A 25,707-nucleotide genomic window follows, 5' to 3' on the forward strand; every position below is an offset into this window, starting at 1 on the left:
TATACTATTGGAGGTTCAAAGTCATGGCAGGATATGGTAATCAACCCTTAATCATCGTTGATCCAAGCAAACAGCGCACTACAGGAAAAGATGCATTGTCAATGAATATAGCTTCTGCACAAGCAGTTGCAGGTATTGTGAAAACAACCCTTGGTCCAAAAGGTATGGACAAGATGCTTGTTAACATCATGGGAGACATAACCCTTACAAATGACGGTGCAACAATTCTTGATGAAATGGATATTGAACACCCCACTGCAAGAATGATTGTAGAGATTGCTAAAACCCAGGAAAAGATTGCAGGTGACGGAACAACCAGCGCAGTGGTTTTAGCAGGTGCATTGCTTGAGAAAGCACAAAAACTCATAGAAAATGGTATTCATCCAACTGTCCTTGTAAAAGGCTACACGATGGCAACAGAGAAAGCTCTGAAAGTTCTCAACGATTATGCAGTCACTGTGGACAAGACCGACAGGAAAATGCTTGAAAATATTGCAAACACCTCCATCACCGGAAAAGCATCAGAAATGGCAGGGGAACAGCTTGCAAAGATCTGTGTGGATGCAATATACGGAATTGAACATGAGGGACAGGTTGACGTTGACAAAGACATCGTACTGGCAAAGGAAGTAGGCGGAACTATTCATGATACTGAACTTATAAACGGTATCTCTATCAGAAAGGAAGCACTTCACAATGAAATGCCACGCCGTATCGAGAATGCAAAGATAGCACTTATCGACACAGAGCTTACTTTCGCCCAGACAAGCACAAAATCCAAGCTTCATGTCGACCGCGCGGAACAATTGGCTGACTTTAAAGAGCAAGAGAAAGCAAACTTCAGGAAAGCCATCCAGAAGATAATTGATACAGGCGCTAATGTAGTATTCTGTTCCAAGAAAATAGATGACTATGCACTCCATTTCTTCAAAGAAGCAAACATGTATGCTACAAGACGTGTCAAAGATGAGGACATGGAAGTCCTTTCATACTCTACTGGTGCAGCTCTTGTAAGAAATGTAAACGAGATTACAGCTAGTGACCTCGGATATGCAGAACTTGTAGAGCAGGAAGATGAACATGAAGAGAAGACCTATATTAAGGGCTTCAAGAGTGCAAAAACCATGACCATCATAATAAAGGGCGGGTCAGAGCATGTCACCGATAATATTGAACGTGTTTTCGATGATGCACTTCATGTTGTAAAATCAGTCTTCGAAGATGGAAAAATAGTGCCAGGAGGCGGGGCATCCGAGATAGAAGTTTCACAGGAACTGAGAAACTATGCGTCATCAGTTGAAGGCCGTGAACAGCTCGCAATTATTGCATTTGCAGAAGCTATTGAAGAGCTTCCAAAAGCTATTGCCGGAAACTGCGGTTTCGATACAATTGACACAATTATTAACCTGCGTGCAAAACACGGAACTGTAAAGAATGCAGGCCTAGATGTTGAGACGGGAGATATCGTAGACATGCTTGAAAGAGGTATTGTTGACCCTCTCATAGTCAAGACACAGGCAATCAAATCGGCATCAGAAGCAGCGGTTGTAGTTCTTCGTGTTGACGATATGCTTCGTGCAAGGGAACAGTCCATGATGGACGTAAAGCCCGAGTACAACCCCAACAATTACGATGTGGACTAAATGATGTAAAGAGGTTAGATCCTCTTTATCATTTCTTTTTTTTTAATAATCATTTATTTGAATTGCTGTTTTCAAAGCATGACTTAAGTGGATCATTGATTCTGATAGTCTAATTTGTGAGGTTATATTCTAACATGAGCCTAGTTTATAGATATGCACATGTTTAAGATGATTAATCATGACAAATAAACAAAACGTATATATAGTATGTGTTACTTTTATATCATGATAAATCATGACAGAACACTACTACAACAATAACATAGATCTCAGTAAATTTGCCGGAATGTTGACTGTCCTTACTGCTGCCACGATGGTATATTACTCCCTCATGGCATGATCTGAAACTCTGCCATGAGAAGTTTTTAATTGTTCTTTTCCTCCAATCATACTACTATTTTTTATTTTTGAGATTATTTAAATCATCAGAGTTCACCATCTGATAAGCCATAGAAGTTCTTATAGTCGTCAATAGCTTTTCAAGCCTGCTTCGAATATCTTCAAAGAGTATTAAACCTCTTTAATCACTTCTTTTTTGTATTTTTTACATTTGCTCTAATTAGTTTTTTCACATTTGTACTTGTAATTTGTATTTTGCCCTGATAACATAAAAGTGATTAAATATGCGGAGAAATCATCATCCATAATATACCATATACACGATGATTAATCATGATAAATAAACAAAATGTATATATAGTATGTATTACTTGTATATCATGATAAATCATGACAGAACATTACTACAACAACAACATAGATCTCAGTAAATTTGCCGGAATATTGACTGCCCTTGCTGCTGCCACGATGGTATTCCATTCGATCATGGCATGATTTGTTATCTGCCATGAGACTATTTTAATTATTATTCTTTTTCTTCCAATCCTGCTTTTTTCTGTAATTTATTCTCTGCAATTCGTTCTGAATAGTCACAAGACTTTTCTTTTTATTAGATAGGTACACAAAGAGACTTGAAGACCGTTCGGTCTTTGACCTCAATTTGAATCCCTTCTAGAGTAAAAGAAGAGAAGTTATTACAAATGATTAATCATGATAAATGTACAAACCGGTTATATACTATTGATGTATTGTATATCACGATAAATCATGACAGAACAATACTATAAGAACATCATAGATCTTAGTAAATTTGCCCAAATGCTGACTGCACTTGCTACTACAATGTTGGTATTTTATTCGATTATGACATGATATATTATCTGCCATGAAACAATTTTAATTATTCTTTACCCACAATCCTGCTTTTTCCTGTTCTCTATCTCAAATGCATATATAATCAGAGTTCATCGTCCGACAAGCCGTAGAAATTCTTGTAATCTTCAATTGCCTTTCTGGCCTGTTTTGGATACTTTTCAAGCATACAGCTAAGAAACTCATCCCTTGAAGTAAACTCCTTCATTTTGTTGATGAGCTTTGTTGCATACTCTTTTGAAAGAACATTCTCTTTCTGTATCTCAAACGTCAGGCAGAGTGCAGCCTGTGAAAAATACTTCCTGCGAATATATGGTGCCACTGATCCCAGAAGCACATCATGATCAAGTTTGCTGAATGCCGGCACACCTATACGATTAAGTCTTTCGGCACCGGTCAGCTTTTCAAGGTTTTCCACAGAATATGAATGAATTTCAATATAAACGTCAGGGTTCAGTTCTTCCACAGCCTCTATAATAGATGCCCCTATTTCTGTAAAATAACTGTCATCAAGAGTTGAAATATAATGACCTCTGCTCACAAGAGGAATAACTGCAAGAGTTCCCTTAAGAGGAGCTTCTATATTCTCAAGGATGTCTGAAGTATCCCTCCATTCATCGCCATGCAGGCCTGCTACAAACAACCTGATGGGATTTCCCTCTCCAAGTATCCTGTACGACATGCTAATCTTAATTACTAGAATTGTTAATTAGAATCATCTGAAACAACTTTCTGTGCAATGATATATATCTCCTGCTTTTCAGATTCCATAACCTCCAGGATCCTCATACCCATAGATTCAACCTTTGCAAGAATGGGTTTGCGATTCTCTTGTTTCTCAATCTTGATTACCTGAAGCAATTTGCCGTTATCCCGCAGTAATGGTAACACCCTCTCTAGAGCTGAGAGAGAATCCATAGGCTCAAGTGTCATATCACTGAGTATCACATCAACTTGCTCTGGAGACATTTCCTTTAATGGTATCTGGAATACATTGCCAAACATGACGGATACATTTTCCTTCTCATGAACTACCTTCCCAAGTTCAGTCCTGAAATCTCTGCTATACTCCACACCTTTTACATCAGAAGCGATCTCAGATGCCAGCATCAGGAATCCACCTGCGCTTGAACCGAGGTCAAGGACTCTGTCGTTTTCAGCGATGATACCTGTTGAATCCTGTATATTCTTGAGTTTGAAATAGCCTCTGGGCATATCAAGTCCCTCTTCAACATCAACTTCAACATCTCCACTGACATCTTTGGAAGGCTTTTTGACAATGGTACCGTCAACTTTGACATTGCCATTAAGTATGGCTGTCTTTGCCCTCCCTCTTGACTTGAAATAATCCATTTCAACAAGGTATGCATCCAATCTCATGATTCAGATAATAAGGAACTGTACTATTTATATTATCAGTTCCAAACTATATGGAAAAGTTGCAGTTATTTCAAAACTGGCTTCCAGGAACAGAAAATGATTAAGAAATTAACCTCACTTTTTCCCCTCTGGGCAATCTTATTCTCCATCATAGCCTTCGCGTACCCTTCTACTTTTTCCCCATATAAAGATGCAATTACCCCCTTACTGGGAGTTGTAATGTTCGGCATGGGGATAACCCTTACAGCAAGCGATTTCCTGCTTGTGCTCAAAAGACCGGGAGTTATTGTCATTGGGACAGCACTGCAATACATACTAATGCCACTCATTGCCTTTATCCTGTCTTATGCCCTTAATCTTCCTGTAGAGATTATGGCAGGAATGGTACTGCTGGGAGCCTGCCCCGGTGGAACTGCTTCAAACGTCATATGCTACCTTGCAAAGGGAGACGTGGCACTTTCCATTACACTTACATCAGTTTCCACAATTATGGCCTTTATCCTTACTCCTGCACTTACCTGGTTTTACATAGGGCAGGCAGTGCCGGTGGAAGTAAGTAGCATGATGTTGAGCATCATGAAAATCGTACTTGTGCCGGTAGCTCTTGGAATAATAATGAACACACTCTTTGATAAACACATTGAACGGTTCAGGCACGCATTCCCTGCGCTATCCGTAGCCACCATTGTATTTATCATCGCCATAATCATTGCTCTGAACAGGGAGAACATCCTTGTTGCCGGAAAACTGGTGATAGTTGCGGTCATCCTGCACAACGGTCTTGGATTTACCAGTGGTTATTTTCTGTCAAAGACACTAGGACTTAATGAGAAGGATGCAAGAACAATTGCAATTGAAGTCGGCATGCAGAATTCAGGTTTAAGCGTTGCCCTCGCAGTGAAGTACTTCTCACCCCTTGCAGCCCTGCCGGGTGCCCTGTTCAGTATCTGGCATAACATAATGGGCTCTGCCCTTGCAGCATACTGGTCATCCGATGATGACAAAACAGGTTTATAGAATGCTGACTGATGCTTCCTCCTAATGGTGATGATTTGTTAAAGGCAGTAATATTTGATATGGACGGTGTGCTTGTTGATTCAATGTCATATCATGCAGAAGCGGTCCAGCACATATTTGATGAGATAGGTGTTGATATGGACAAACAGGACATCTTCGAGCGGGAAGGGGAGAGAACAGTGGATATCGTTGAGTTCCTGCTTGAGAAAGGTACAGAAAATGCATCGGAATACGACATATCAGATATTGTTGAGAGATACATTGCTGAATTTAACCGGATAGCTGAAATGAAGGTCTTTGATGGGATGCAGGAGTGCCTGAACGTCCTGAAGGAAAGATTTGACCTTGCTGTTGTATCGGGTTCTGACAGGCCGATCGTCAATTATATAATTAATTCTCAGTATCCCGGAGTATTCAGGGAACTCGTTACCGCAGATGATGTGCAGCGCGGTAAGCCTGAACCTGACCCATACCTTCAAGCTATGAAAATGCTCGGGATCAAAAAACATGAAGGTATTGTAATAGAGAATGCTCCTATGGGTGTTGAGGCTGCAAAAAGGGCAGGTCTCTGCTGTGTTGCAGTCCCGACCTACCTTGACCCCGGAAAGTTCCATCAGGCAGACATGGTTATGAAAGACCACATACAGCTTGTTGAATTCCTGATGAAGCTCGAACCTTCCTACGACTGTCCTCAGTCAAAATCGTAATTGCACTTGATTCCACTCTCATCGGAACACAAATTACATGAGACACATTTTGCGACCTCTGTCTCACCTTTTCTTATCTTTTCCACAAGATCAGGTTCACATATGAGCGGCCTGCACAGGGATATCATATCAGCATATCCTCCCTCAAGCATCTGTTCCATAACAGCCTTTGAGCGTATGCCACCTACCAGTATGACAGGCACATCCACTGCTTCCTTTATCATTTTAGAATAATCCCTGTAATATGCCTCATCATCAGCAGTCTTTATTTTGCTTCTGAACATCTCCTGTCCGGCCTCAACAATTCCACCGCTGACCTCTATTGCACAGACACTATTTGCAGCAAGTATCTTTGCGATCTCAACACACTCCGGCGCATCAAGGGTGTTCTTCGTGCCTTCAGGGAACCCATCGGTGGCATTGAGCTTGACAAGTATCGGGAACCCGTCTCCGATCATCTCATGTATCCTTTCAATGATATCAAGAATGATCTGAGCCCTCTTCTCAGTTGAACCACCCCATCTGTCCTTTCGCCTGTTGGTATATGGGGAAATGAAGTTGCTTAACAGAAAACCATGGGCAACATGGAGCTGAACACCATCAAAACCCGCTTCTTTTGCCCTTCTGGCAGCGTTGGCAAAGTCCTCGATTATCTGAAGCACCTCTTCTTCGGTCATTTCCTCAGGCGTAACTCCGTTCCTTTTATTTGTCACAGCAGAAGGTGCAAGCAATATAGGATTCTCAGCGGTCATCATGGTCTGCCTGCCACCGTGGACAATCTGGACAACGATCCTGCTACCGTGTTCATGAACTCTGGAAACGATCTTCCTGTAAGGGTCTATGAATTTATCATCGTAGATACCCTGCTGAAGATTGTCACTTTTTCCGTTCGGATTGACGCATGCATATCCGGTGATGATAAGCCCCACTTCACCACGTGCAAGCTCTTCGTACATGTCACCTATCCTGTCGGTTGGTGTGCCATCAGGCTCTGCCATCCACTCATGGGTGGCCGAGCGTACAAAACGGTTTGGAACCTTCATGTTCCCAAATGCTATCGGTTCGAACAACATACAGGAATATTGATACCAGTGGCTTATATGCTTTTCTTAGCATCATGCACAGTTATACTTCGCTTCTTCCAGTTCTTCCTTCAGAATTTCGTTGTTAATTCTGTAAATAAGCATTGAAACAAAAAGCAATGCAAAAGCCAGCATATTGACAGCAAGTGTCAACTGAAGTGAACTACCTTCAAGTCCACCGCCACTGCTTCCGTATGAAGAACTTCCGAACATCAGCGGGTGGGCTGAGCGCCACAGCCTGATGGATAAGAAACTCAGCGGAACCGACATAAATCCAACAATTCCAAAGACGGCCGCAATCCGTGCTCTCTTCTCAGGTTCTTCAAGTGCCTGACGTAGCATCAGGTAGGCAAGATAGACAAGGAAAAGTGCAAGGGATGTAGTAAGCCTTGGCTCCCATATCCAGTACCATCCCCATGTTGCTTTTGCCCATATTGACCCTGTAACAAGTACGAGGAATGCAAAGATGACTCCAACCTCAGCAGCAGAATGAGCAACGATGTCCCATTTACTGCTGTTTCCTTTCAGCTGCATGATACTTGCGATAAAAACAACGATGAACGCCAGATATGAGACCATTGCAATCGGCAGGTGGAAATAGAATATCTTAAAGCTGCTGTCAAGTACCTCACCGGCATTGCCTTTCATCTGGGGCACGTAGAAAAGTATCATCCCAATAGCAATTAGCATAACAGGAGCCGTGACGATTGCAAGTATCCTTTCTTTTTTCCTGTCAATGAGCATGATTGTTCTTCTGCCTTATTAAAACTCCTTGTTTAAATGCTTTTCATACATCAAATTCCAGGTACTTCAATTTACAAAAAACACTCAGAAAGAATATGAGAACAGCACCACTGACTGTCTGAAGGATTAAGTTGTTATGAATTTTCTATCCTTATACCCTTTGAATCAATGGCTTCGATAAAAGCCTTTGAATCCTCCACAGTAAAACCAATTCGTGTACTTTGAGTTGCCATCTGGATAAAGAATATGAATTCTCTCTTTGGCCTGCTCCAGTCCAGAGGAAACCATGTTATAAGATTGCTGGAGCCCCAAATTCGCCATTTACCGGTTGTTAAAGTTGGTTGTCTTTTCTCCATCTTAAAAATGTCCTGGAACTTCACGAACTTTGCCTGTCCTAAGGGAAAATAGTAGTTCTTAATACGTATGCCTTTATCGTCTACGTCTAAAAGCTTATCGGAATATATCAGATAGTTTTCCATATTTCCTCAATGACTCTTAATCCATCACAGTATATTCAAACACAAGTTGTCCCACTACGAAGAAAATCAGGTCATACACAATCAGCAACCTGATTTCTGAGGAAATGCTGCCAATTCCACCATCTGTGAGTATCGTTCCGGTTGCCATGACAGCTGGAATTATCACAGGAATTATCAGCGGAAGCAAAAGCACCGGAAGCATGATCTCCCTTGCCCTTGTGCTGGCCGAAAGTGCTGAAAGCAGAGTTCCAACACTGACAAAACCGAATGTTCCCAGAAAGATGACTAGTGCAATTCCGGGAATGTTACTGATGTTGTAGTTGAATAGTACAATGAAGATAGGAATCGTGAGCAGTTCCACGATGAACATCAGTACTGCGTTGGATATGGTCTTCCCGATATAGATAGAGCTTCTGTCGATAGGTGAGAGCTTCAGGCCTTCAAGACAGCCATTCTCCATCTCACCTGCAAATGAGCGTGAAAGTCCCAGGGTTCCCGCAAAGGTGAAAGCCACCCAAAGCACACCCGGAGCAAGTTTTGCCATCATGTCGGGCTGGCCAAGCAGATCACCAAATGAGATGCTGAAAATAACTATGACGATAAGCGAGAAGATGAGCATGGAATTGAGCATCTGTTTTGTGCGGAACTCCGATTTCAGATCCTTTGCTGCAATGTAGAGGCTTTTCTTCATAATCTCACCGCCATGCAACTTAGAAGTTACTTATACCCTCTGCATCCGTATCCTTTTCCACTATGGAAAGGTACTGTTCCCTGAAATGTTCCACGCTTTCAATTTCAGTTTTTAGTTTATCGAAGCGTATTTCTCCCCTGTCCATAATGAGCATACGGTCGCATATTTCAAAAGCACGCTCAATGTTATGGGTTATCATGATCCTTGTAACATCAGAATCTCCGGTACTCATGAGCACACGCTCGAAATTAGCAGCAGCATGCTGATCAAGTCCTGTATAGGGTTCATCCATAAGAAGTATCTCAGGCTGGTGCAGCAACGCCCTTGCAATTGAAAGCCGCTGCTTCATTCCTCTTGAAAATGAAATGGCACGCTCATCTGCACGCTTGAGGAGATTGACACTTTTGAGTATGGAATCAACCCTTTTATCGATATCATTCTCAATTCCATACATGCGTGCAAAAAAAACAAGGTTCTCCCTTGCTGTTAACTCGTCATAAAGGTATGTCTCGTGGGAGATTGCACCTATCATGCCCCTTATTTTTTCGGGGTGTTCTTTGGCGGCAATTCCGTTTACAAGTACAGTTCCCTTGGAAGGATTGATGATCGTGGACATAATCTTAAGAAGCGTGGTCTTTCCGGCTCCGTTTGGACCGAATATAGCAACGATCTCACCTTTTTTAATTTCAAGGTCGATGTTGTTCAATGCATTCCTGCGCCCGAAGCTCTTAGAAAGACTTCTTACTGAGATGATACTGTCCATTGAAGCTATATTTACATTTTCAGAATATATAAATTAACGTTTTGTCTTGAAAGTAGATTCTAATGTAGAGTATTGCATTGAAGCATTCTACCTCTATTACTAATTTTCAGATACGATCTCTCCAGAGTAAAAAAGACATGATAAAATCAAAAAGTACAATAATCATCTCTCAAAAGCAGGTCCGCCAACATCTGCATTATTGCTGTAACCTACGCTTTCCCAGTATCCTTTATAAGATTCATCGGTGACCTCTATTGAAGTAATCCATTTGGCCCACTTGTAACCATATTTTACTTCTGCAACAAGCTGAAGGGGAAATCCCCTGTCTGCAGGCAATGTTACATCGTTGATCTCATAGGCAAGCATGATATCGTTCTCCACAAGGTAATCAAGTTCAAGTGCTGTGGAATAGCCATCAGCAGAATGAAATATAACGGTGGTTGCGCTACTGTTGATACCTGTTTCATTGAATATCGTATTCAGACTTACACCTGTCCATTTTCCATCAAAACCCCAGCCTTCAACACAATCCAGACGCACGAATCTTGTTACCGATGGGTAGGCAAGGATCTGTTCATAACTCAGGTTAACGGGATTATCGACCAGTCCATAGACATGAAGTTCGTAGGTATTCTTATCGATGTACTGAGTACCCTGGATAGCATTGTTACGTTGTTTTGAGATAGGTGTGAGCTGATGTCCCTCAAATACAGTTGCTTCTCCGGAAGTATTGGTTTTCTCCTGCGAGTCCTCCACACAACCGGATATAAGCACCAATAAGAGGAAAATAGAAATGACTGCAATAAATACAATCCTGTCCTGCTTTCTATTGATCATTTACAAAAACCCTGCCTATCAGATATTAGCCAGAAGATCAAGCCCTTTATCGCTCAGGAAATACCTGCCTTCACTTATATCTAAAAAATCCCCGTTGATAAGGAATTCAGTATGGTACTTGAACACGTTCTCGTCGAGTTCCGTTTTTTCGAGAAGTTCAGCCTTTGTGGCTCCAAAAGCATCGATTTCCCTGAGAAGCTGCCTTCTAACCGGATGAGAAGCTGCTTTATGTATTACCTCATGCTCTACTTTTACGCGTTCTCTTTCAGATGGTCTTGCATCTAGCAAATCATCCAGATTATCATCCAGCATTTTCCTACTCCTCCTGAAAACAACTATGAGGTATCTTATAATAAGCATTGTGCCAGATTAAACTGTAGGGTAAAACAAGTATATAAACAATAAATAGAAACGAAGATAATTCAGATGTTTGCTTTGTTTTAAGAAATATAAATGCTGGCATTTTGTTGAAAGCAAACAAATTATTAATGCAAATGGGTGCATTATCTGAGGGAATCATTGGCGCCAGCATTTATATTAATGTGATATAGCCACTCTTTTTTCTGCGTTGGAAACATGTTGTATCCCCAATACAGAAGTCTTTTGTGACTTTTTAGCTAATAAACCCTGGTCTGCAGGCAGAAATATTAGTTTTCCATCCTTATATCTCATCGGAGAACCAATAGCATCGTAATATTCGTTTTTCAGGCTCTGCATTGCAGCTACCACGGTTTCATTATCGCACTCTGTGCTACCAAGGTTTGCAGCTGCTACACCAAGCAGAACGTCGTTTACGTGAAGTGCAAGATGCAGATGCCATGTATCCTTGTTAACAAATTCATGAACTTTAATATCCATAACCATATTACTTTCATTTTCCCTCAAAATCACAATCTCCTTGCAATTGACTACAATCCATAGTTTGCATGAACTCGTATAAAAGCAGTTTGTAGGTATTTTTAGAAAGATGTACATGAATCAAATTAACATGTACTTAATATGGAGTACTGTGGCCACAGATTCACTCAAAATGGCTCACAGGTAGCGATTTACCAAATTGATCATTCCTTTTAAGGTAAACCTGATAATTTTCAGTTTCAGTATCAAATACAAAAACATATTCGGCCTTAAAGTAAGCCCAATAATCAACATAAGGATTCCTGGCATCACTTATTGTTACCGTCACATTTGTATTAGAAACGGATATATTGTATACAGGATAGTCCACTTCTCCCGGTAGACTTGAATCATACAGCGTCTTTGCTCTTGTCATGTAGGATATAGATGTACTTTCATTATTCGGATATATCCGCACAAGTCTGCTTTTTTCGATTCCTGACAAGTAACTTGAAGTGAATATCCTGTAATGAGTATCATTGTATATGTATGCAGACAGGAATCTGCCAGGCGCTATAGGATAAGAATCCTGATAACTTATATTATGGCCTTCTGTTTCCTCAATATTAGCCACAAGAAATACTTTTGTAACAGGATTAAGCAGGCACCATATAGTAATAACTATGAGAAGGTGCCGGTACAATTTCTCATGTCTGCCTGTTGTGAGGGACTGGAACCAGTTATTTCTGTCTTTTTCGACCCCATTATTTTTTGCACGTCCTGCTAAAATATAGAAAATGGGTACAAAAGAGATGACAGTAACCACCGGGTCAAAGAAATCAAGGGCACCTATTGTTGAAGCATCTGTTATAAAAGGAAAAAAAGGCCTCATCTTCCAGCTTGTAACATAGTCAAGATATATGTGACTGAATATTGCTGCACCCGAAGCTATGGTTAATACTCTGTTTCTCTCTTTGAACCATATATATACAACAACAAGAGATACAAAAATAATGGAATGCATGAACTCCCGATGACCCATCAAATAATACATATTATTGTATGTCTGATGACTCAGATTCTGGTCAATTGCCAGCAGCAAAACATTTAATGTGAAATCAAGATCTGGAAGTATTGCCATCAAAGCAACTATCTTGATCTGCCTGTTGCTTAAACCCACAACCGACGCTATCAGTAACCCAATTCCCAAATGAGACAGGGTGTTTACCATTCCTTCATCCTCACACCATTAGAAAGGATGTTATCATTCTTATTATATTTTTGCAGGATGCGAAATGCAGCTAGCTGTAAGTTAATTATCAGTATTTTCCAAAGACCTTTGAAACAAGCCTGTGAAAACCATGCATGCTTGCACCACTGCCCAGATACATCATAGGACATCTTCCGGTGATTATGTTCAGTCCGGGTTTATATTCAAGATGATTGACATCACATGTGTCGGTCTTCCAATGAACCCAGAAATCACTTATGCCTCTTTCAGCCAAATTTTCAATGATTCTGGCAGGTTCTTTTTTTGTGATACCTATCACAACATTCCTTAAACTATCCGGCACAGATGATATGTCCTGAATTGAGCCTTCAAACGGTTTATCTGAGTAGTCAAGCACAGTAAGTGCTTTTCCTCTTTTCCGGAGTTCATTTATTGTCCATTTTATGGCAGGTTTTGTGCCATCTGTCACAACCAGGAAATTATCTCTTTCCCAGAATTCTTCCTGTTTTAAGACCATGATATCCTTCCTTTTGCACTTCCTTAAGGAAATTAATATCTCATCATATATGAGGGCTTTTAAAAATACGGACGTAAAAATCAAATTTGTGAGCAGTCCTAAAGCATTTATAGGGACAATGATACAAAACAAAAATATCAAGACTTTGATGAATTATCGTCCATTCACCTTTTTTTAGTGAGTTTACTGGAATGATATAAATCATTCCAAAAAACCGGCCATCAAGCTTGAAGAAAAGAACGATATTTTGATAATTCGAATACTGTATTAATATTCGAGTACTGTACCAGAATTGATATTATAAGCCACAATCTTATATGTCCAATGTAAAGGAGGTGAAAAAATAGAGCAAAACCACAAAAAATGGACTTTAATCTTTTGTGCATTACTTTCAGTATCCCTTATTATTGGAGCAATTGGAACAGCTGGTGCATTTAATCTGAATAATTTTGATGAACAAAATTCCAATTTGGGAGATGATGGACAGGATATTCAAGAACCAGCCTACACTTCATCTGTTGTTGTTCCAGATGATTCATCGGACGAAGCACAGGAAACACAGGACTTGACAAAGTATCCAGTAATTTCACAAACAGTAGCTGAAACCGCTGCACTTAACGAAGTTACAGGTGAGCTTGGTGAAGTTGAACTGGATAACGAAAATGGAAATCTGGTGTACTCTGTAGAGATCGCAACTTCAGAAGGAGTCAAAGATGTAAAAGTAGATGCAGGGAACGGAAATGTACTTTTCATAGAAAATGACGATCAGGATGAAACAGATGAAATAGATTCTGATGATGTCGAATTCGAAGACAGTTAAGTTACTATGTTGCTTAAATGTGGTATCAACGACCACATTTTGTTTTATGCAAAGATTTCAGATTAATTGGCCAAATTAGTCTAAGTTTATTTGAATATTTGTCAAAGTGTATTCTTTGATGATTAAAATTGATGGATTGAATTGAAAGTATGGAGTGAGGATATGAAAAAATATACTATATTGATAATAGGATTACTGCTAATGTCAATCGTAGCAATTTCGGGGTGCACAAGCAGTACATCACCGGATTCCGCCCCTGTAGCGAATAATGAGCAAAATTCAATAAATCAGAATGTTGATTCCGATGGCGACGGTATTCCAGATAACGCTGAAGGCTTATTGGGAACAGACCCATTAAATCCAGATACTGATGGCGATGGGATTTACGATAAAGAAGACAGCAATCCCAATCTGGTATATACTATTCCTGAGGCATTATCCGGTCCGAAAGGCTTTGCTATAAAAGAAGTCTTAGTCGAGAATAATTACGATGAAATAGCTAAGAAAGATGCTTCTGACCATCTGGAAATTTCTCTTGAGAATCTTGCTGACACTGAAATAAATAATTTCACGGTTTATTACACAATCACTGATATTAATGCAAGTGCTAAGCAGTCATATGAACTTCCGCTGGATGGTTTTAATTTACAACTGGGTGAAACAAAAGCAGTACATATCGATATTGAACAAGGTTTGAATCATTACCGTGCAAATCCTAACAGTCTCTATTATAAATCTATGAATGAGTTAGAATTCAATGTAATGGTGAGTACACCTGCTTATCAGAGCCAGACGTCAAGCGTAATAAAAGATGCAGGCGGAGAAGAATTAGCTGATTGAATGGGATCTGGCAGCATGATAGAAAAAGCAAGTATGAACGAGATTATGAAAGAAAGTCCTTCAAAGGAGGAAACTTCTTTTTCTTCTTTTGTTGTTGATGTCCGCAATCTTGCAAAAAGATACGGTGATTTTGCAGCAGTCAATGATTTGACCCTCCAGGTAAAAAAAGGAGAGATATTTGGTTTTCTGGGACATAACGGGGCAGGAAAAACCACAACCATCAACATGCTGACAACTCTTCTTGAACCAAGTTCAGGATCCGGAAAAGTTGCAGGGTATGATATTATCAACGAATCTCTGGAAGTTCGGAGAAGAATCGGTTATTTGCCCGAAAATGTCCAGTTCTATGATTCGATGACAGCTTATGAGAATCTAGAGTATTTTGCAAAATTGTCAGGAATAAAAAAGCCAGACAGTCAAATATGGGAAGTGTTAGATTTCCTTGATGCTCGGAGCTATGCTGATAAAAAAATAAGTGCTCTCTCAAAAGGTATGCGACAAAGGATTGGTATTGCACAGGCAATTATCCACGAGCCTGAGATACTGTTCCTTGATGAACCGACAACAGGCCTTGACCCGTTCGGGGTCAAACAACTAAGAGATATTATATTGCGCCTGAATTCACAAAAAGGAATTACCATCTTTATGAATACCCATCTGTTGCAGGAAGTAACAAAAACCTGTTCAACTATTGGGGTCCTGAACCATGGAAGTCTGATATATCTGGACTCACTTTCAAACACCATGAAGAGATTCAAAGATGAAGGCTCCCTAGAAGATATCTACCTCAACATTGAAAACAACGAAGAGGAATAAAGATGCTTTCTTTTTCTATAGCAAAAAATGAGATTAGACACCTCTTGAGGGAAAGGACATTCTTTCTAATTCTTTCCGTATTCATATTGATAACACTTGCTTCAACTTATATTGGCTGGTCATCCCAGCACACTATTGAAAGTGTGTATCAGGAATCTGCGATACTGTTAACAGCAGCCGGACAAAATGTACCTCCATCTCCATTCAGTAATCTTCCAACATTGGATATTGTCAAGAACATGATAATATACATAGTCCTTATAGGATCCCTTCTGGCGATTACTGTAGGTCATAGTATTGGAACAAAAGATCAAAAAGCAGGGGTCGTAAGAATACTGTTCTCAAAGCCAGTAACTAAAAAAGATGTACTGATTGGTAAGGTAACTTCCTTAATGTTGGTTCTCTTTGCAATCATGATAGTTTCTTTAGGTATAAGCATTGCATCTATAGCAATGTTATCAGAGATACATTCCGCTATGTTCTTGCAATTGATTGGTTTCTATGGAATCTCATTCCTCTATATACTGGGGTTCGGATTATTGGGGTTGGCTTTTGGATTGATGAAACGTGAGAGTGCGACAGCACTCCTTATTCCGGTCATCATCTGGATCGTAATAACTTTTGCTTTGCCTGAAATGGGTTCTGCTCTTTATCCGACAAGTTCATTGAATCCGATCTTGCCTCAAACAAATATTCTGGATAGCCCTGTATTATCAACCATTCACAATATCCTGTACCCATTTTCAATATCAGAACATTATAAACTACTTTCTTCAGCAATACTAGCTTTACAGGGAACAGAAAGTGTTGTTTCGGTTACATATTCACCCATCATGAATATGTTTATACTAACAATTTGGTTGATCCTCACACTTGCAGTTTCAATTTATGCAATGTCTAAGTTTGATATCTCCCGAGGCGATGTATATGAATAATCGTTTAATCATTGCTAAAAAAGAATTTCAGGATATTTTTCGCAGTAAAATATTTAGCACTATATTGGTACTATTATTGACTTTGACTGCAACATCCATTCTAGTCTCGACATTTATCTTTAAAAGTCAAGTGAGCCAATATGAAAGTTCACTGGCATTGCTACAATCAATTGGTAAAATGCCAACTGAAGCAGCACCACAACTATTCCCCCTAAATCTTTTGCGGGGCGTTGTTGATTATATAGAGATAATTGGAGCAATAATTGGTATATTGTTAGGTTATTTAAGTATTGCGAAAGAGAAGAAGACAAAAACTCTAAAATTGCTATTATCAAGACCAATAACAAAAATGGATATAACCATTGGAAAAATAATGGGTCATTTTCTGTTTGTCAGCATAATGATATTGTCTGTGGCTGCAATTATTCTTGCAAGCTTTCTGGCCATCGGCGGAATCACGCTAACTACAGTAGAATATTATAAATTAGCAATATTTGTGATGCTATCCATCCTTTACATTATGGTTTTCTTTACGTTATCGTTCTTCCTTTCAGTACAACAAAAAAGCCTGTCCAATGCTTTAACGATATGTTTTGTCATATGGCTTGTCTTTGTCTTGGTCCTTCCTCAGATAGGAGATACAATGGATCCAGACAATCAGGTTCCAGGAGGATTTTTTAAAAGTATGGGTTTTGACAAACCACAGGAAGAAGCAGTAATGGCAAAATTCAGCAATTATGAAACTACACGAGATCACATTGAACAACTCTCGGTAACAAAACATTATGAAAGAACAGGATTTGCTCTGTTTGGAATTAAGAAGACATATAATGATATGATGCTTTTAGAGATTCTGAAAGAGAAATGGTTTGATATCGTATTTTTGTTCACTTTGTTCATAATTGGCATCTTTTCAGATGTGTATATACTATACAAAGACAAGCAATTCATATCAAGTTGATATAAATGTCGAAAGGTTAGAACCTATATTAGTGAGTACAAAAGATCACACAGATGAACGCAGATAAGCGGTTTTATCTGTGCATCTATAATTTATGATATTTGTTTCACTAGCTATGAATCTTCAAGTGTAAGTATTACTACAGAATTAATAACTTGCTATAAATTTGACAACATAATTCATGGAGATGCCTATCAAAAATTGACATATGGAACATCATCTCCAAAAACAAAGAATCGTTCAATAAGTGCTTTATATATTATTAAACCAATGTGAAAATATGATCTCTGAACCTGACCAAGTTATAAGATTAATATCTAGTCTGCTGGCACTGCTTCTTTTTGTGATCTCATTTCTAGCGTATCTTCGAGATCGTAGAAAAAAGATGTTTTTTGTGTCTGCTGCATTTTTTTTCTATGCAGTTATGGGATTTTTGAATGCTTCTGATCTTTTTTTACCCGGAGCAGGTGATTATTTAGAGTTATGGGGTAGTTTCCTCAATTTTATAGTTTTACTTTTGTTTTCCCTCGCTTTATTAACTAAAGAGCAGATTGAAGATGGAATTTGAACTGGAAACAAGAAAACGGATCTATGAAGTAATCAGAGATTCGCCTGGAGTCCACCTAAGAGAACTTAAAAGACGTCTGAATATAGTAATAGGCAGTTTACAGTATAACCTTCATTATATGGAGAAGAAGAACCTGATATATTCCATTAAAGATGAAGATTATGTACGTTATTTCGTGAAGGACAGGAAATTAGAAGCAAACGAGAGAAATATTCTGTCTTTTTTGAGGAGGAAAGCATGCAGACATATTCTCATTAATCTTCTTCAGCACACCAGCCTGAACAATAAAGAACTCTCAACTGCTATCAAGCTTTCTCCTTCAACTGTTTCATGGAACTTGAACAAGCTTGTTAAAGCAGATATTATCAAAAAAGAAAAAGCTGGAAGAATTAGTAACTTCACCATTGTAAATCCTGAAATTGTTGCAGAATTACTAATATTCTATAGAGAGGGGTTTCTTGATAATCTGCTGGATAATTTCATTGAAATGTGGGAAATCGGATAATCCATACTACTAAATAAAGTGGCTTCAATTCAACTTTGAGATTATTATTTGATTCGCAGATACCATAATTGTTTAAGCAAGTAGTATGAAAAGAAATATTATGTCAATAATTTCCAAATACAATCGTTTCTCCTATGTGTATGATCTCATGGAAATCCCTATTGAGTTTTTATGGTACCGTAAATGGAGAAAAAAGATGTTTTCCGGTTTATCCGGGAGAGTACTTGAGGTGGGTATCGGAACTGGCAAAAATATAAGGTACTATCCAAAATCCTGCGAGGTTGTCGGGATGGATATCAGCAATAAAATGCTCTCATATGCAAAGAAAAGATCACGGAAAAATAAAAAAGTATCTCTGTTTCAGATGGATGCAGAAAATTTGGGATTTAAGGATGGTCGTTTTGATTATGTAGTCACAACCTTTGTGCTATGTTCCATTCCGAGACCCGTTATTGCGCTTGAAGAGATGAAACGTGTCTGCAAACCTGAAGGTATCGTCATAAACCTTGAGCACATGAAAAGTGAAATCGGTATCATTGCTTTTATGGAAAATCTTTTCAATCCCATCACAACAGCATTAACTGGCGTGAATATAAACCGTGAGACAGTCGAGAATGTTAAAAAAGCAGGCCTTAATATTATTGATGTAAAGAATGTGGCCCTATGGGACGTTTTCAGGATGATACGGTCTAAGCCTTGATTTCTTCAAATATTTCAGTCAGCTCATCAATTCCCAGTTCAACATCGAATTCCTTCAGCCTGAAGAATTTCTTTGCCCGGTTATCATTGTCTTCAAGCCTCAGGTCACTTTCAACAAATCCCGCATTTTCCAGCCTTTTCAGGTGCAGCTGGACAACCTGTCGGGAAAGATTAAGATCCTTGGCCAGATCATATATATATCTCTCTCTTTCCGAAAGCAGATACAGGAGTTTTAATCTAACTGGATGGGAAATAGCTTCGCCGATAGTGATTATCTGTTGAAGTGTCTTTGTCATTTGAGAACCTGCTGTTTTTAGTTCTGTTTTTCAGTTTCAGGTAACGCCCGATTTAAATTTCATCAAGTTTTTCTTTGATATCCTCTACCATCTTTTTGATATCTTCCACATCCTTCTCAACCCTTGCCAAGCGTTCATTGTCTCCAGAGCTTCCGGAACTGGATCTATTAAGAAGTGTGACTGTTACCCAGACTATAACCAGAACAAGTAGTATGTTCAAAAGAAGGCCCCATATTCCATAACCATACATGCTGCTGCCCATCATTTTTGTATTCACCCTTAAAAGCTATATTTTTAATAAAGAGTATATGGGAAGATAAGTATTATTACTTTTCTACCTTCCATACTCGTTTATTGTATCAGACAGACAATAATTAGAATCTATAGCCAGCTCCACCGCATCCGCCATAGCCGCTTCCACGCATCATGCCACGTCCACCCTGAGTGTACTGACCCTGGTATGTGGAACCTGCATAGAAGTCCTCAATGACATCGCCTGTGTATGCATCGATACGACCCTGCTTGATAGTGTCATCTTCAGTGTAGCTGAATACCCACCATCTACCCATCTGATAAACATCTGATTCTGCTATGTCCTGTCCAGTTGCTTCTTCTGCGACATCTATTGCCTCATCAATGGTTTCGACTTCAAGTTCAACTGTTGTTCCATCAGATGCATATGATCCGTAAACTGGACAATTAGCATATCCATATTGACTGGCATATCTCATACCATGCCCTGCCAATCCGGCCATCTGACCAAAGAATGTAGAATCGTCGGTTTCATCGACTGCTGCACTTACTATACCTATCCCTGCAATGGCTGCAATGAGCATACCAGCAAGGAGTATTGACGTTGTTCTTTTCATTTTTTACACCTTCCTGCATCACAGGAAATGTTGCATCCTGCATATGTAGTCTTAACACTCCATATGTATGCATGCAGGATATATAAGGATTACGTTGAACTTCTGATTATGGCTGGTTTTTAGCAGTCATGAAAAATGCGTTTTACCAGATTATATCAGAAAAGACAGTATCATGATGCATCTTCTGCTTTCAAATACCAGCAGGTAAAAGATTGCATCAATCTCAAGGATATGAATTGTTGTTTTCAGACTAATGCATCAAAATTATTGTTTACATTTGAAAACGTCCAGAAATTCTAAATGCAGACACTATAAAAATAAATGATGCATCTACTGAACAAAATGATGCACAATAACAAATATTATTACAGATGTATTTGATTGCTTTTCGTTACGCAAAATATACCATCAGGACGTCACGAATAATAAATGAAGAAGAGGCAATTGAAGCCTAAGCAGTCACAGACTCAAACATCGTCAACAGATTAACATCCTTTTTAGGAATAACTTTTATTATTGTGTTTGGATGGCTTACTAACAAATACGTTAGCATCTTTTCAGTAGAACATAATAATCACAGGCTTGTTGTACTTTATTCCGGCATTTGCCCTGTGCTCAGAAATGATATGCTCAGAAGAAACGGCAAAATGGACCATGGCGGAAAAATAGGCATCTTAGGAATGATAATGAAAGCTTCGCATATATAAAAAATCAATACAGGAGAGGTCTACGAAAAAATCTGATCATCAAAAATCGGATTAATTGCGGATTAAACCGGTGAATTTATCCCCATGAAATCTCAGAACAACTTTATCTTCTTTCCAATACCCATCTCAGCTGCCTTTGTATAGACTATATTGGCAGTCACCAGATCCTGAACAGCAAGCCCTGTGGAATCAAATATAGTTATATCCTCATCTGACTGCCTTCCATGTTTTATTCCAGCAACAACCTCTCCAAGTTCAGCATGAATATCGGATTGTGAAATCACTCCTTTTGACAGAGGGATATTGATCTCTCCTGAATGCGATGCCTGAACAATATCATCAACAATTATCTTTGACCTTTTGAGCAAAGTGGAATCAAGTTCCTGTTTACCCGTGGCATCGGCGCCTATGGCATTGATATGAGTGCCTTCATTGACCCACTCTGACATGACAACAGGTTCCCTTACAGGAGTGGTCGTCACCAGAACATCACAATCACATACATCCTTTATAGCATCCTTCCTTGTAAAATCACAGGACATAAACCGCTTCATATCTGTTTCAAATGAAGCACAGTGAGCAGTATTCCTACAGGTGATCTTCACTTCCTCGATATCCATAACTTCAGCGAGTGCAAGCAACTGGGTACGGGCCTGACCCCCTGTACCAACCATACCTACAACATGAGAATCCGGGCGTGCAAGATATTTTGCAGCAATCCCACCAGCCGCACCGGTCCTCATATCTGTGATATGAGTACCATCCATTATAGCAAGTGGAGCACCGGTTTCCGTAGAATTGAGTACAATAACAGCCATCACAGTTGGAAAACCTTTTTCCCTGTTATCAGGATGCACATTAACTATCTTAACACCTGCAATATCCTGCTCTTCCATAAACGATGGCATTGTGCGCAGATCTCCATTGTGTTTATCAAAATAAAGATATGATTTAGGGGGCATCTGCACTTTCTTCATGCCATGCTCCCTGAAACCATTTTCTACTGCAGATAAAGTTAAAGGCATATTTATAACAGTTTTAACATCTGCTTGTTCAAGCCAGAGAACATCCATTTAAACACACTCCTTTAAAGATAAAATATGTTTAAACTGATAGGATAAAACTCTATTTATCGAATGCACCCCGAATATACAATATTATATATAATAACACGCATAATATAATTTTGTGACCGGAGAAAATAACAGTGATAGCGTAAAAAAGGAAATAGCTGACCTTACAAGAATAGGGAATGAGCTTCTTGATCTACTTGAAGATAATGCCGTATCCAGTGAACGTGAATATCAGAAGAAACGTAACATGTTTATTGCAGAGTATAATAAGTGGTATGCTCGTTGTTTGCCTATTATAAGAAGCATGATTCCTGATGGAGCTATTAGGTTTGAGAGTTTACATCATACTACTAAACGCTCTGGCACAAATGAATATACCTATACTATACAGGATTATATACATGGAATATACTTCAAGGATAAGCCGAAAAGTTATACTGACAGTATTGCCCTCAAAAGACTGAAGGAACAAAATATAATTTTACAAAATGCGCTTCCAAGAACAAACGACTTTTCTTTTGAGATGGAAAAATTCGTCAAAATAAATCCTATTCGCTCACAGCCCTCATATTCAATATCGAAACAGGAAAAATTCGTAGACATTGACTTTCCTGATGAACACTATAATTCAATAAGGACAGAGATTAATTCAAGTTTTAAACGTGGGTTCACTATTTCAGCTTATTTGCTCTCAAGAGAACTTATCCGAAATCTCCTGTTGGACATGTTAAGAAAAAGGTTCCCTCCTACATCTGCTGAAAACGTATCTCTCTATTATGACCTGCAGAACAATAGTCACAAGGAGATAAGAGCACTTTCAGGAGTCATCAAAGAAAGAAAAGATGATTTTGATATTAACCCGGAAGCACTTGACCACCTTATTGAAATGATCGAGATAATGGAACCAAAAACAAAACCTGCATCCCATTCATTCCTTACTATTCCAACACGGGAGAATATAGAGAAGTACAGGATAGAAGAGATAGCAAAATTACTTCTCGAGATGATTGAATTTATGGCAAAATGACTTAATTGAGAACGGAAATTGCACCGGAATCTGTAGATTGTCATAGATGAAGAAGTCAAATCCTTTTTTTGGCTAAGCGAGATAGAGTCTGTGGATATATGGGAACTCATTATCTCAATATCCCTATATGAATGTCTGTTTTTAGAAATAACAGCTGCATCAGCACCATCTTAAATAGGACTGCAATCAAATAGATTAAGAGGAGATGTAACAATTGGAGATTGTTTTATCATTTCCATACTTACGTGCTTATATAAAAAAATGAGCTAATGGATTCAAGCTTGAATTTTAATGGTTTCGATATGAGACTTTTTCAAGAACATTATAACCAATCCCATATTTAAGCATATATTGTTGAGTGATCAATGCATAGGAAGCAGGGAATATCAATCCATTCTGATAATCGATAGCATTGTCCGCTGCCATAGCAATAGCATCAGTGGGATCCAGATATGTGGAATCCGGCATATTCTCCACACCAATGATCATAACATTTGAGAACTGATTCAGGCTTTGAATTGCCTGATTAAAAGCGACACTACTGGAAGCACAGGCAGTTTCAACTCTTACAATAGGAATATTCATATCAGGAATTAAAGATGTGATAGCTGAGTTTAGATGCAACTGACCATCAAGTGGACCACCAAAAAAATTAGAAACATATATGGCATCAATATCAGCCATATTTAGAGAACTATCATTGATAATTATATATAGCCTCGTATGCAAATTCTATCAATGAGTTTGACAAAATACCAAATTTAGTCCGATAAACACTTACTATTATGTTCACCTGTGCTTCATACTCCATCTGCCTATCGGAATAATCATACAGGTATTGGACTACTGCATAACTAAGCATCATCTCGGGAGTATTTATTACAAGCCCACCTTTTCATTGATCATATAAAGCAAGTGGTCCTTTAGTATCAGTTTTTCGTATATTTCAGGCCCATATACGAATGTTGTTTGCTTAGAATTAGATACAGAATACATTTATCTCATAGGTTAATCAAAATATTTATAAATAATTGTCCTAAATAAATACAAATACACCTATTGACACTGATTATTCACTTACGAATAATTTGTTACATTCTTATCATTGTAAATTTTTATTAATCGTAGTAGACTTTTCCGACAGTATCTAGAAGTACTCGCAGATTCTGCTTATGATGATGGAGTCATCAGGAAATAATTGAGACACAGAGTGATCAAAAGTAATATTCCTGTTAAATATCAGGAATCTGAAAAAGCCAAAAAAAGGAAGGTCTACAAGATTTGTGCATGAATCATATCATAAAAGAAGGACAATAGAACAATCCTTTGCATGGTTGAATATGAGAGTTAGAAAAATAACAAATAGAGATGAAAGGTTTAACGTGGTTTTCAAAAGACTTCTAGATATTGTATGTTTTATGATGTGTTGGAAAAAGGTTCAAGAATCATTTTAAAATGGGTTCGTATATAATTTATGATAAGTGTGTCAATTATATTTGTTATTCAACTGATGTTTTTTATAGAGCCAAAATAATTAAATATAAGTAACTTACTATTTAGGTCTTAAATGTTATGTATGAGTTACATATGAAGGGTTTTTGATGACTATAAAACGAGTTCTGTACATTTTTAGCATATTTATTTGTTTGCTTGTATTCCATGCATCTGTTAGTAGTGCGACTACTGTATATGTTGCTACCGACGGCAGTGGTGATTACAACTGTGACGGAAAAGATGATCACGTACAGATCAACAAGGCACTTTCGTATATTCATTCAATCGGCGGTGGAACCGTCTATCTGAAATCAGGTACTTACAGTGCAGGAGATTCCATTAAGATTGGTGATAACACTGAGCTTACAGGTAATTCTGATACAAAACTGATGATAGAAAATAACGCATATTTTAAAAACTATGTTCCTCTAATAGAAGAGATGGGTACAGTTGGGAATATTAAAATACATGGCTTTGAACTCTATGGTAACTATGAAAATAATGATGAGTGGATACGTGGATATGGTAAGTATTATATGTTGATTTTCATGGAGGATGTTGATAACATCGAAGTCTATGACATGTATCTACATGACAATGCAGATGATCTGATGTACTTTAACGGATGTTCTGATGTGTCTGTCCATGACAATATAGCGAGGCTCCAGGGACATGAGTTTGTCTGGGTCTCTAAATGTGATGGTGTGGAAATCTACAACAATGATATGTCTATTCAGATAAACTCTGGAATTCGCAGTGAGCTAACAAAGAACCTGAAGATCCATGATAACATAATATATGCTGAATTACATGGTGGTTACGTAGGCATTTACGTTCAATCATATCACAAAAGTTATCCTGTAACTTCTGTTGAAATATATAACAATATAATATACAATACCATGTATGCTGGAATTTATGCATGTGCTTATGATTATGGTGATGAACACGGGACCA

Annotated in this window: 32 protein-coding genes; 14 read left to right on the forward strand and 18 right to left on the reverse strand. The window is 38.6% G+C overall.

The window, feature by feature from the left end:
• The first annotated feature begins 23 nt into the window (after positions 1-23).
• Positions 24-1,643 (forward strand): thermosome subunit alpha, encoded by a 1,620-nt coding sequence (thsA, locus tag QZZ23_RS00180; RefSeq protein WP_292466175.1) that lies wholly within the window; start codon positions 24-26, stop codon positions 1,641-1,643.
• A 1,297-nt stretch (positions 1,644-2,940) separates the two neighbouring features.
• Here thsA and QZZ23_RS00185 read toward each other — a convergent pair.
• A complete protein-coding gene (locus QZZ23_RS00185; RefSeq protein WP_292466176.1) occupies positions 2,941-3,537 on the reverse strand; it encodes a DUF2119 domain-containing protein in 597 nt (198 codons plus the stop codon).
• Between the two features lie 23 nt (positions 3,538-3,560).
• Positions 3,561-4,235, reverse strand: a complete 675-nt coding sequence (locus QZZ23_RS00190; protein WP_292466177.1) for an SAM-dependent methyltransferase — start codon at positions 4,233-4,235, stop codon at positions 3,561-3,563.
• A gap of 96 nt (positions 4,236-4,331) precedes the next feature.
• On the opposite strand from QZZ23_RS00190, the gene QZZ23_RS00195 reads away from it, so the two are divergent.
• Together QZZ23_RS00195 and QZZ23_RS00200 are read left to right on the forward strand one after the other, a co-directional pair.
• Positions 4,332-5,252: a bile acid:sodium symporter family protein gene (locus QZZ23_RS00195; protein ID WP_292466178.1), complete on the forward strand. Its 921-nt coding sequence runs from the start codon at positions 4,332-4,334 to the stop codon at positions 5,250-5,252.
• Between the two features lie 11 nt (positions 5,253-5,263).
• Positions 5,264-5,959, forward strand: coding sequence for an HAD family phosphatase (locus QZZ23_RS00200; protein WP_292466179.1), 696 nt, complete (start codon positions 5,264-5,266; stop codon positions 5,957-5,959).
• Here QZZ23_RS00200 and QZZ23_RS00205 read toward each other — a convergent pair.
• The 10 genes from QZZ23_RS00205 to QZZ23_RS00250 form a co-directional block, all read right to left on the reverse strand.
• On the reverse strand, positions 5,944-7,032 hold the full coding sequence (locus QZZ23_RS00205) for an NADH:flavin oxidoreductase (RefSeq protein ID WP_292466180.1): 1,089 nt from the start codon (positions 7,030-7,032) through the stop codon (positions 5,944-5,946). The two genes, QZZ23_RS00200 and QZZ23_RS00205, sit on opposite strands and share 16 nt — an antisense overlap.
• A gap of 42 nt (positions 7,033-7,074) precedes the next feature.
• Entirely contained in the window at positions 7,075-7,785 is a 711-nt protein-coding gene (locus QZZ23_RS00210) for a cytochrome c biogenesis protein (RefSeq protein WP_292466181.1), read from the reverse strand.
• A gap of 134 nt (positions 7,786-7,919) precedes the next feature.
• Positions 7,920-8,264: a hypothetical protein gene (locus QZZ23_RS00215; protein ID WP_292466182.1), complete on the reverse strand. Its 345-nt coding sequence runs from the start codon at positions 8,262-8,264 to the stop codon at positions 7,920-7,922.
• 16 nt (positions 8,265-8,280) lie between these two features.
• On the reverse strand, positions 8,281-8,955 hold the full coding sequence (locus QZZ23_RS00220) for a heme exporter protein CcmB (protein ID WP_292466183.1): 675 nt from the start codon (positions 8,953-8,955) through the stop codon (positions 8,281-8,283).
• A gap of 19 nt (positions 8,956-8,974) precedes the next feature.
• Positions 8,975-9,718: an ABC transporter ATP-binding protein gene (locus QZZ23_RS00225; protein WP_292466184.1), complete on the reverse strand. Its 744-nt coding sequence runs from the start codon at positions 9,716-9,718 to the stop codon at positions 8,975-8,977.
• A 162-nt stretch (positions 9,719-9,880) separates the two neighbouring features.
• Entirely contained in the window at positions 9,881-10,555 is a 675-nt protein-coding gene (locus QZZ23_RS00230) for a molybdopterin-dependent oxidoreductase (RefSeq protein ID WP_292466185.1), read from the reverse strand.
• A gap of 18 nt (positions 10,556-10,573) precedes the next feature.
• Positions 10,574-10,867 carry a hypothetical protein gene (locus QZZ23_RS00235; protein WP_292466186.1) on the reverse strand — a complete coding sequence of 98 codons (294 nt, stop codon included), beginning with the start codon at positions 10,865-10,867 and terminating at the stop codon, positions 10,574-10,576.
• A 225-nt stretch (positions 10,868-11,092) separates the two neighbouring features.
• Positions 11,093-11,440: a hypothetical protein gene (locus QZZ23_RS00240; protein ID WP_292466187.1), complete on the reverse strand. Its 348-nt coding sequence runs from the start codon at positions 11,438-11,440 to the stop codon at positions 11,093-11,095.
• Positions 11,441-11,576: 136 nt separating this feature from the next.
• Positions 11,577-12,623 (reverse strand): metal-dependent hydrolase, encoded by a 1,047-nt coding sequence (locus QZZ23_RS00245; protein ID WP_292466188.1) that lies wholly within the window; start codon positions 12,621-12,623, stop codon positions 11,577-11,579.
• A gap of 88 nt (positions 12,624-12,711) precedes the next feature.
• Positions 12,712-13,140 carry a hypothetical protein gene (locus QZZ23_RS00250; RefSeq protein ID WP_292466189.1) on the reverse strand — a complete coding sequence of 143 codons (429 nt, stop codon included), beginning with the start codon at positions 13,138-13,140 and terminating at the stop codon, positions 12,712-12,714.
• A gap of 469 nt (positions 13,141-13,609) precedes the next feature.
• On the opposite strand from QZZ23_RS00250, the gene QZZ23_RS00255 reads away from it, so the two are divergent.
• From QZZ23_RS00255 to QZZ23_RS00290, 8 genes are all read left to right on the forward strand, one after another.
• Positions 13,610-13,960: a PepSY domain-containing protein gene (locus QZZ23_RS00255; protein ID WP_292466190.1), complete on the forward strand. Its 351-nt coding sequence runs from the start codon at positions 13,610-13,612 to the stop codon at positions 13,958-13,960.
• Positions 13,961-14,161: 201 nt separating this feature from the next.
• A complete protein-coding gene (locus QZZ23_RS00260; protein ID WP_292466191.1) occupies positions 14,162-14,800 on the forward strand; it encodes a hypothetical protein in 639 nt (212 codons plus the stop codon).
• Positions 14,801-14,815: 15 nt separating this feature from the next.
• Positions 14,816-15,616 (forward strand): ABC transporter ATP-binding protein, encoded by an 801-nt coding sequence (locus tag QZZ23_RS00265; RefSeq protein ID WP_292466192.1) that lies wholly within the window; start codon positions 14,816-14,818, stop codon positions 15,614-15,616.
• Positions 15,617-15,618: 2 nt separating this feature from the next.
• Positions 15,619-16,551: an ABC transporter permease subunit gene (locus QZZ23_RS00270; protein WP_292466193.1), complete on the forward strand. Its 933-nt coding sequence runs from the start codon at positions 15,619-15,621 to the stop codon at positions 16,549-16,551.
• On the forward strand, positions 16,544-17,512 hold the full coding sequence (locus QZZ23_RS00275; RefSeq protein WP_292466207.1) for an ABC transporter permease subunit: 969 nt from the start codon (positions 16,544-16,546) through the stop codon (positions 17,510-17,512). Before QZZ23_RS00270 ends, QZZ23_RS00275 begins: the two co-directional genes overlap by 8 nt.
• A gap of 280 nt (positions 17,513-17,792) precedes the next feature.
• On the forward strand, positions 17,793-18,080 hold the full coding sequence (locus QZZ23_RS00280; protein WP_292466194.1) for a hypothetical protein: 288 nt from the start codon (positions 17,793-17,795) through the stop codon (positions 18,078-18,080).
• Complete coding sequence (locus tag QZZ23_RS00285; RefSeq protein WP_292466195.1) at positions 18,070-18,585, forward strand: winged helix-turn-helix transcriptional regulator; 516 nt, start codon at positions 18,070-18,072, stop codon at positions 18,583-18,585. Before QZZ23_RS00280 ends, QZZ23_RS00285 begins: the two co-directional genes overlap by 11 nt.
• Positions 18,586-18,670: 85 nt before the next feature.
• A complete protein-coding gene (locus tag QZZ23_RS00290) occupies positions 18,671-19,285 on the forward strand; it encodes a methyltransferase domain-containing protein (protein ID WP_292466196.1) in 615 nt (204 codons plus the stop codon).
• Here the strand turns inward: QZZ23_RS00290 and QZZ23_RS00295 are convergent.
• The 3 genes from QZZ23_RS00295 to QZZ23_RS00305 all read right to left on the reverse strand — a co-directional run bounded on the left by QZZ23_RS00295 (position 19,275) and on the right by QZZ23_RS00305 (position 20,449).
• Entirely contained in the window at positions 19,275-19,580 is a 306-nt protein-coding gene (locus QZZ23_RS00295; RefSeq protein WP_292466197.1) for a winged helix-turn-helix domain-containing protein, read from the reverse strand. The genes QZZ23_RS00290 and QZZ23_RS00295 overlap by 11 nt on opposite strands.
• 52 nt (positions 19,581-19,632) lie before the next feature.
• Positions 19,633-19,845, reverse strand: coding sequence for a hypothetical protein (locus QZZ23_RS00300; RefSeq protein WP_292466198.1), 213 nt, complete (start codon positions 19,843-19,845; stop codon positions 19,633-19,635).
• A gap of 109 nt (positions 19,846-19,954) precedes the next feature.
• Positions 19,955-20,449 carry a PepSY domain-containing protein gene (locus tag QZZ23_RS00305; protein WP_292466199.1) on the reverse strand — a complete coding sequence of 165 codons (495 nt, stop codon included), beginning with the start codon at positions 20,447-20,449 and terminating at the stop codon, positions 19,955-19,957.
• 518 nt (positions 20,450-20,967) lie between these two features.
• Between QZZ23_RS00305 and QZZ23_RS00310 the strand changes: the two genes are divergently transcribed.
• Entirely contained in the window at positions 20,968-21,156 is a 189-nt protein-coding gene (locus QZZ23_RS00310; protein ID WP_292466200.1) for a hypothetical protein, read from the forward strand.
• A 92-nt stretch (positions 21,157-21,248) separates the two neighbouring features.
• Here QZZ23_RS00310 and ala read toward each other — a convergent pair whose 3' ends face one another.
• Positions 21,249-22,229, reverse strand: a complete 981-nt coding sequence (gene ala / locus QZZ23_RS00315; protein ID WP_292466201.1) for an alanine dehydrogenase — start codon at positions 22,227-22,229, stop codon at positions 21,249-21,251.
• A 115-nt stretch (positions 22,230-22,344) separates the two neighbouring features.
• Between ala and QZZ23_RS00320 the strand changes: the two genes are divergently transcribed.
• Positions 22,345-23,256 carry a hypothetical protein gene (locus QZZ23_RS00320; RefSeq protein ID WP_292466202.1) on the forward strand — a complete coding sequence of 304 codons (912 nt, stop codon included), beginning with the start codon at positions 22,345-22,347 and terminating at the stop codon, positions 23,254-23,256.
• 288 nt (positions 23,257-23,544) lie between these two features.
• On the opposite strand, the gene QZZ23_RS00325 is transcribed toward QZZ23_RS00320, so the two are convergent.
• Positions 23,545-23,985, reverse strand: coding sequence for a beta-ketoacyl synthase N-terminal-like domain-containing protein (locus tag QZZ23_RS00325; RefSeq protein WP_292466203.1), 441 nt, complete (start codon positions 23,983-23,985; stop codon positions 23,545-23,547).
• Positions 23,954-24,121 carry a hypothetical protein gene (locus tag QZZ23_RS14635; RefSeq protein WP_366931279.1) on the reverse strand — a complete coding sequence of 56 codons (168 nt, stop codon included), beginning with the start codon at positions 24,119-24,121 and terminating at the stop codon, positions 23,954-23,956. The genes QZZ23_RS00325 and QZZ23_RS14635 overlap by 32 nt, the downstream gene beginning before the upstream one ends.
• Positions 24,122-24,857: 736 nt before the next feature.
• Here QZZ23_RS14635 and QZZ23_RS00330 point away from each other — a divergent pair.
• On the forward strand, positions 24,858-25,707 hold an 850-nt coding region (locus QZZ23_RS00330), incomplete at its 3' end, for a right-handed parallel beta-helix repeat-containing protein (protein ID WP_292466204.1).

Origin of the sequence: Methanolobus sp. (assembly GCF_016278385.1) — an archaeon.
In the GTDB taxonomy this organism is placed as follows: domain Archaea; phylum Halobacteriota; class Methanosarcinia; order Methanosarcinales; family Methanosarcinaceae; genus Methanolobus.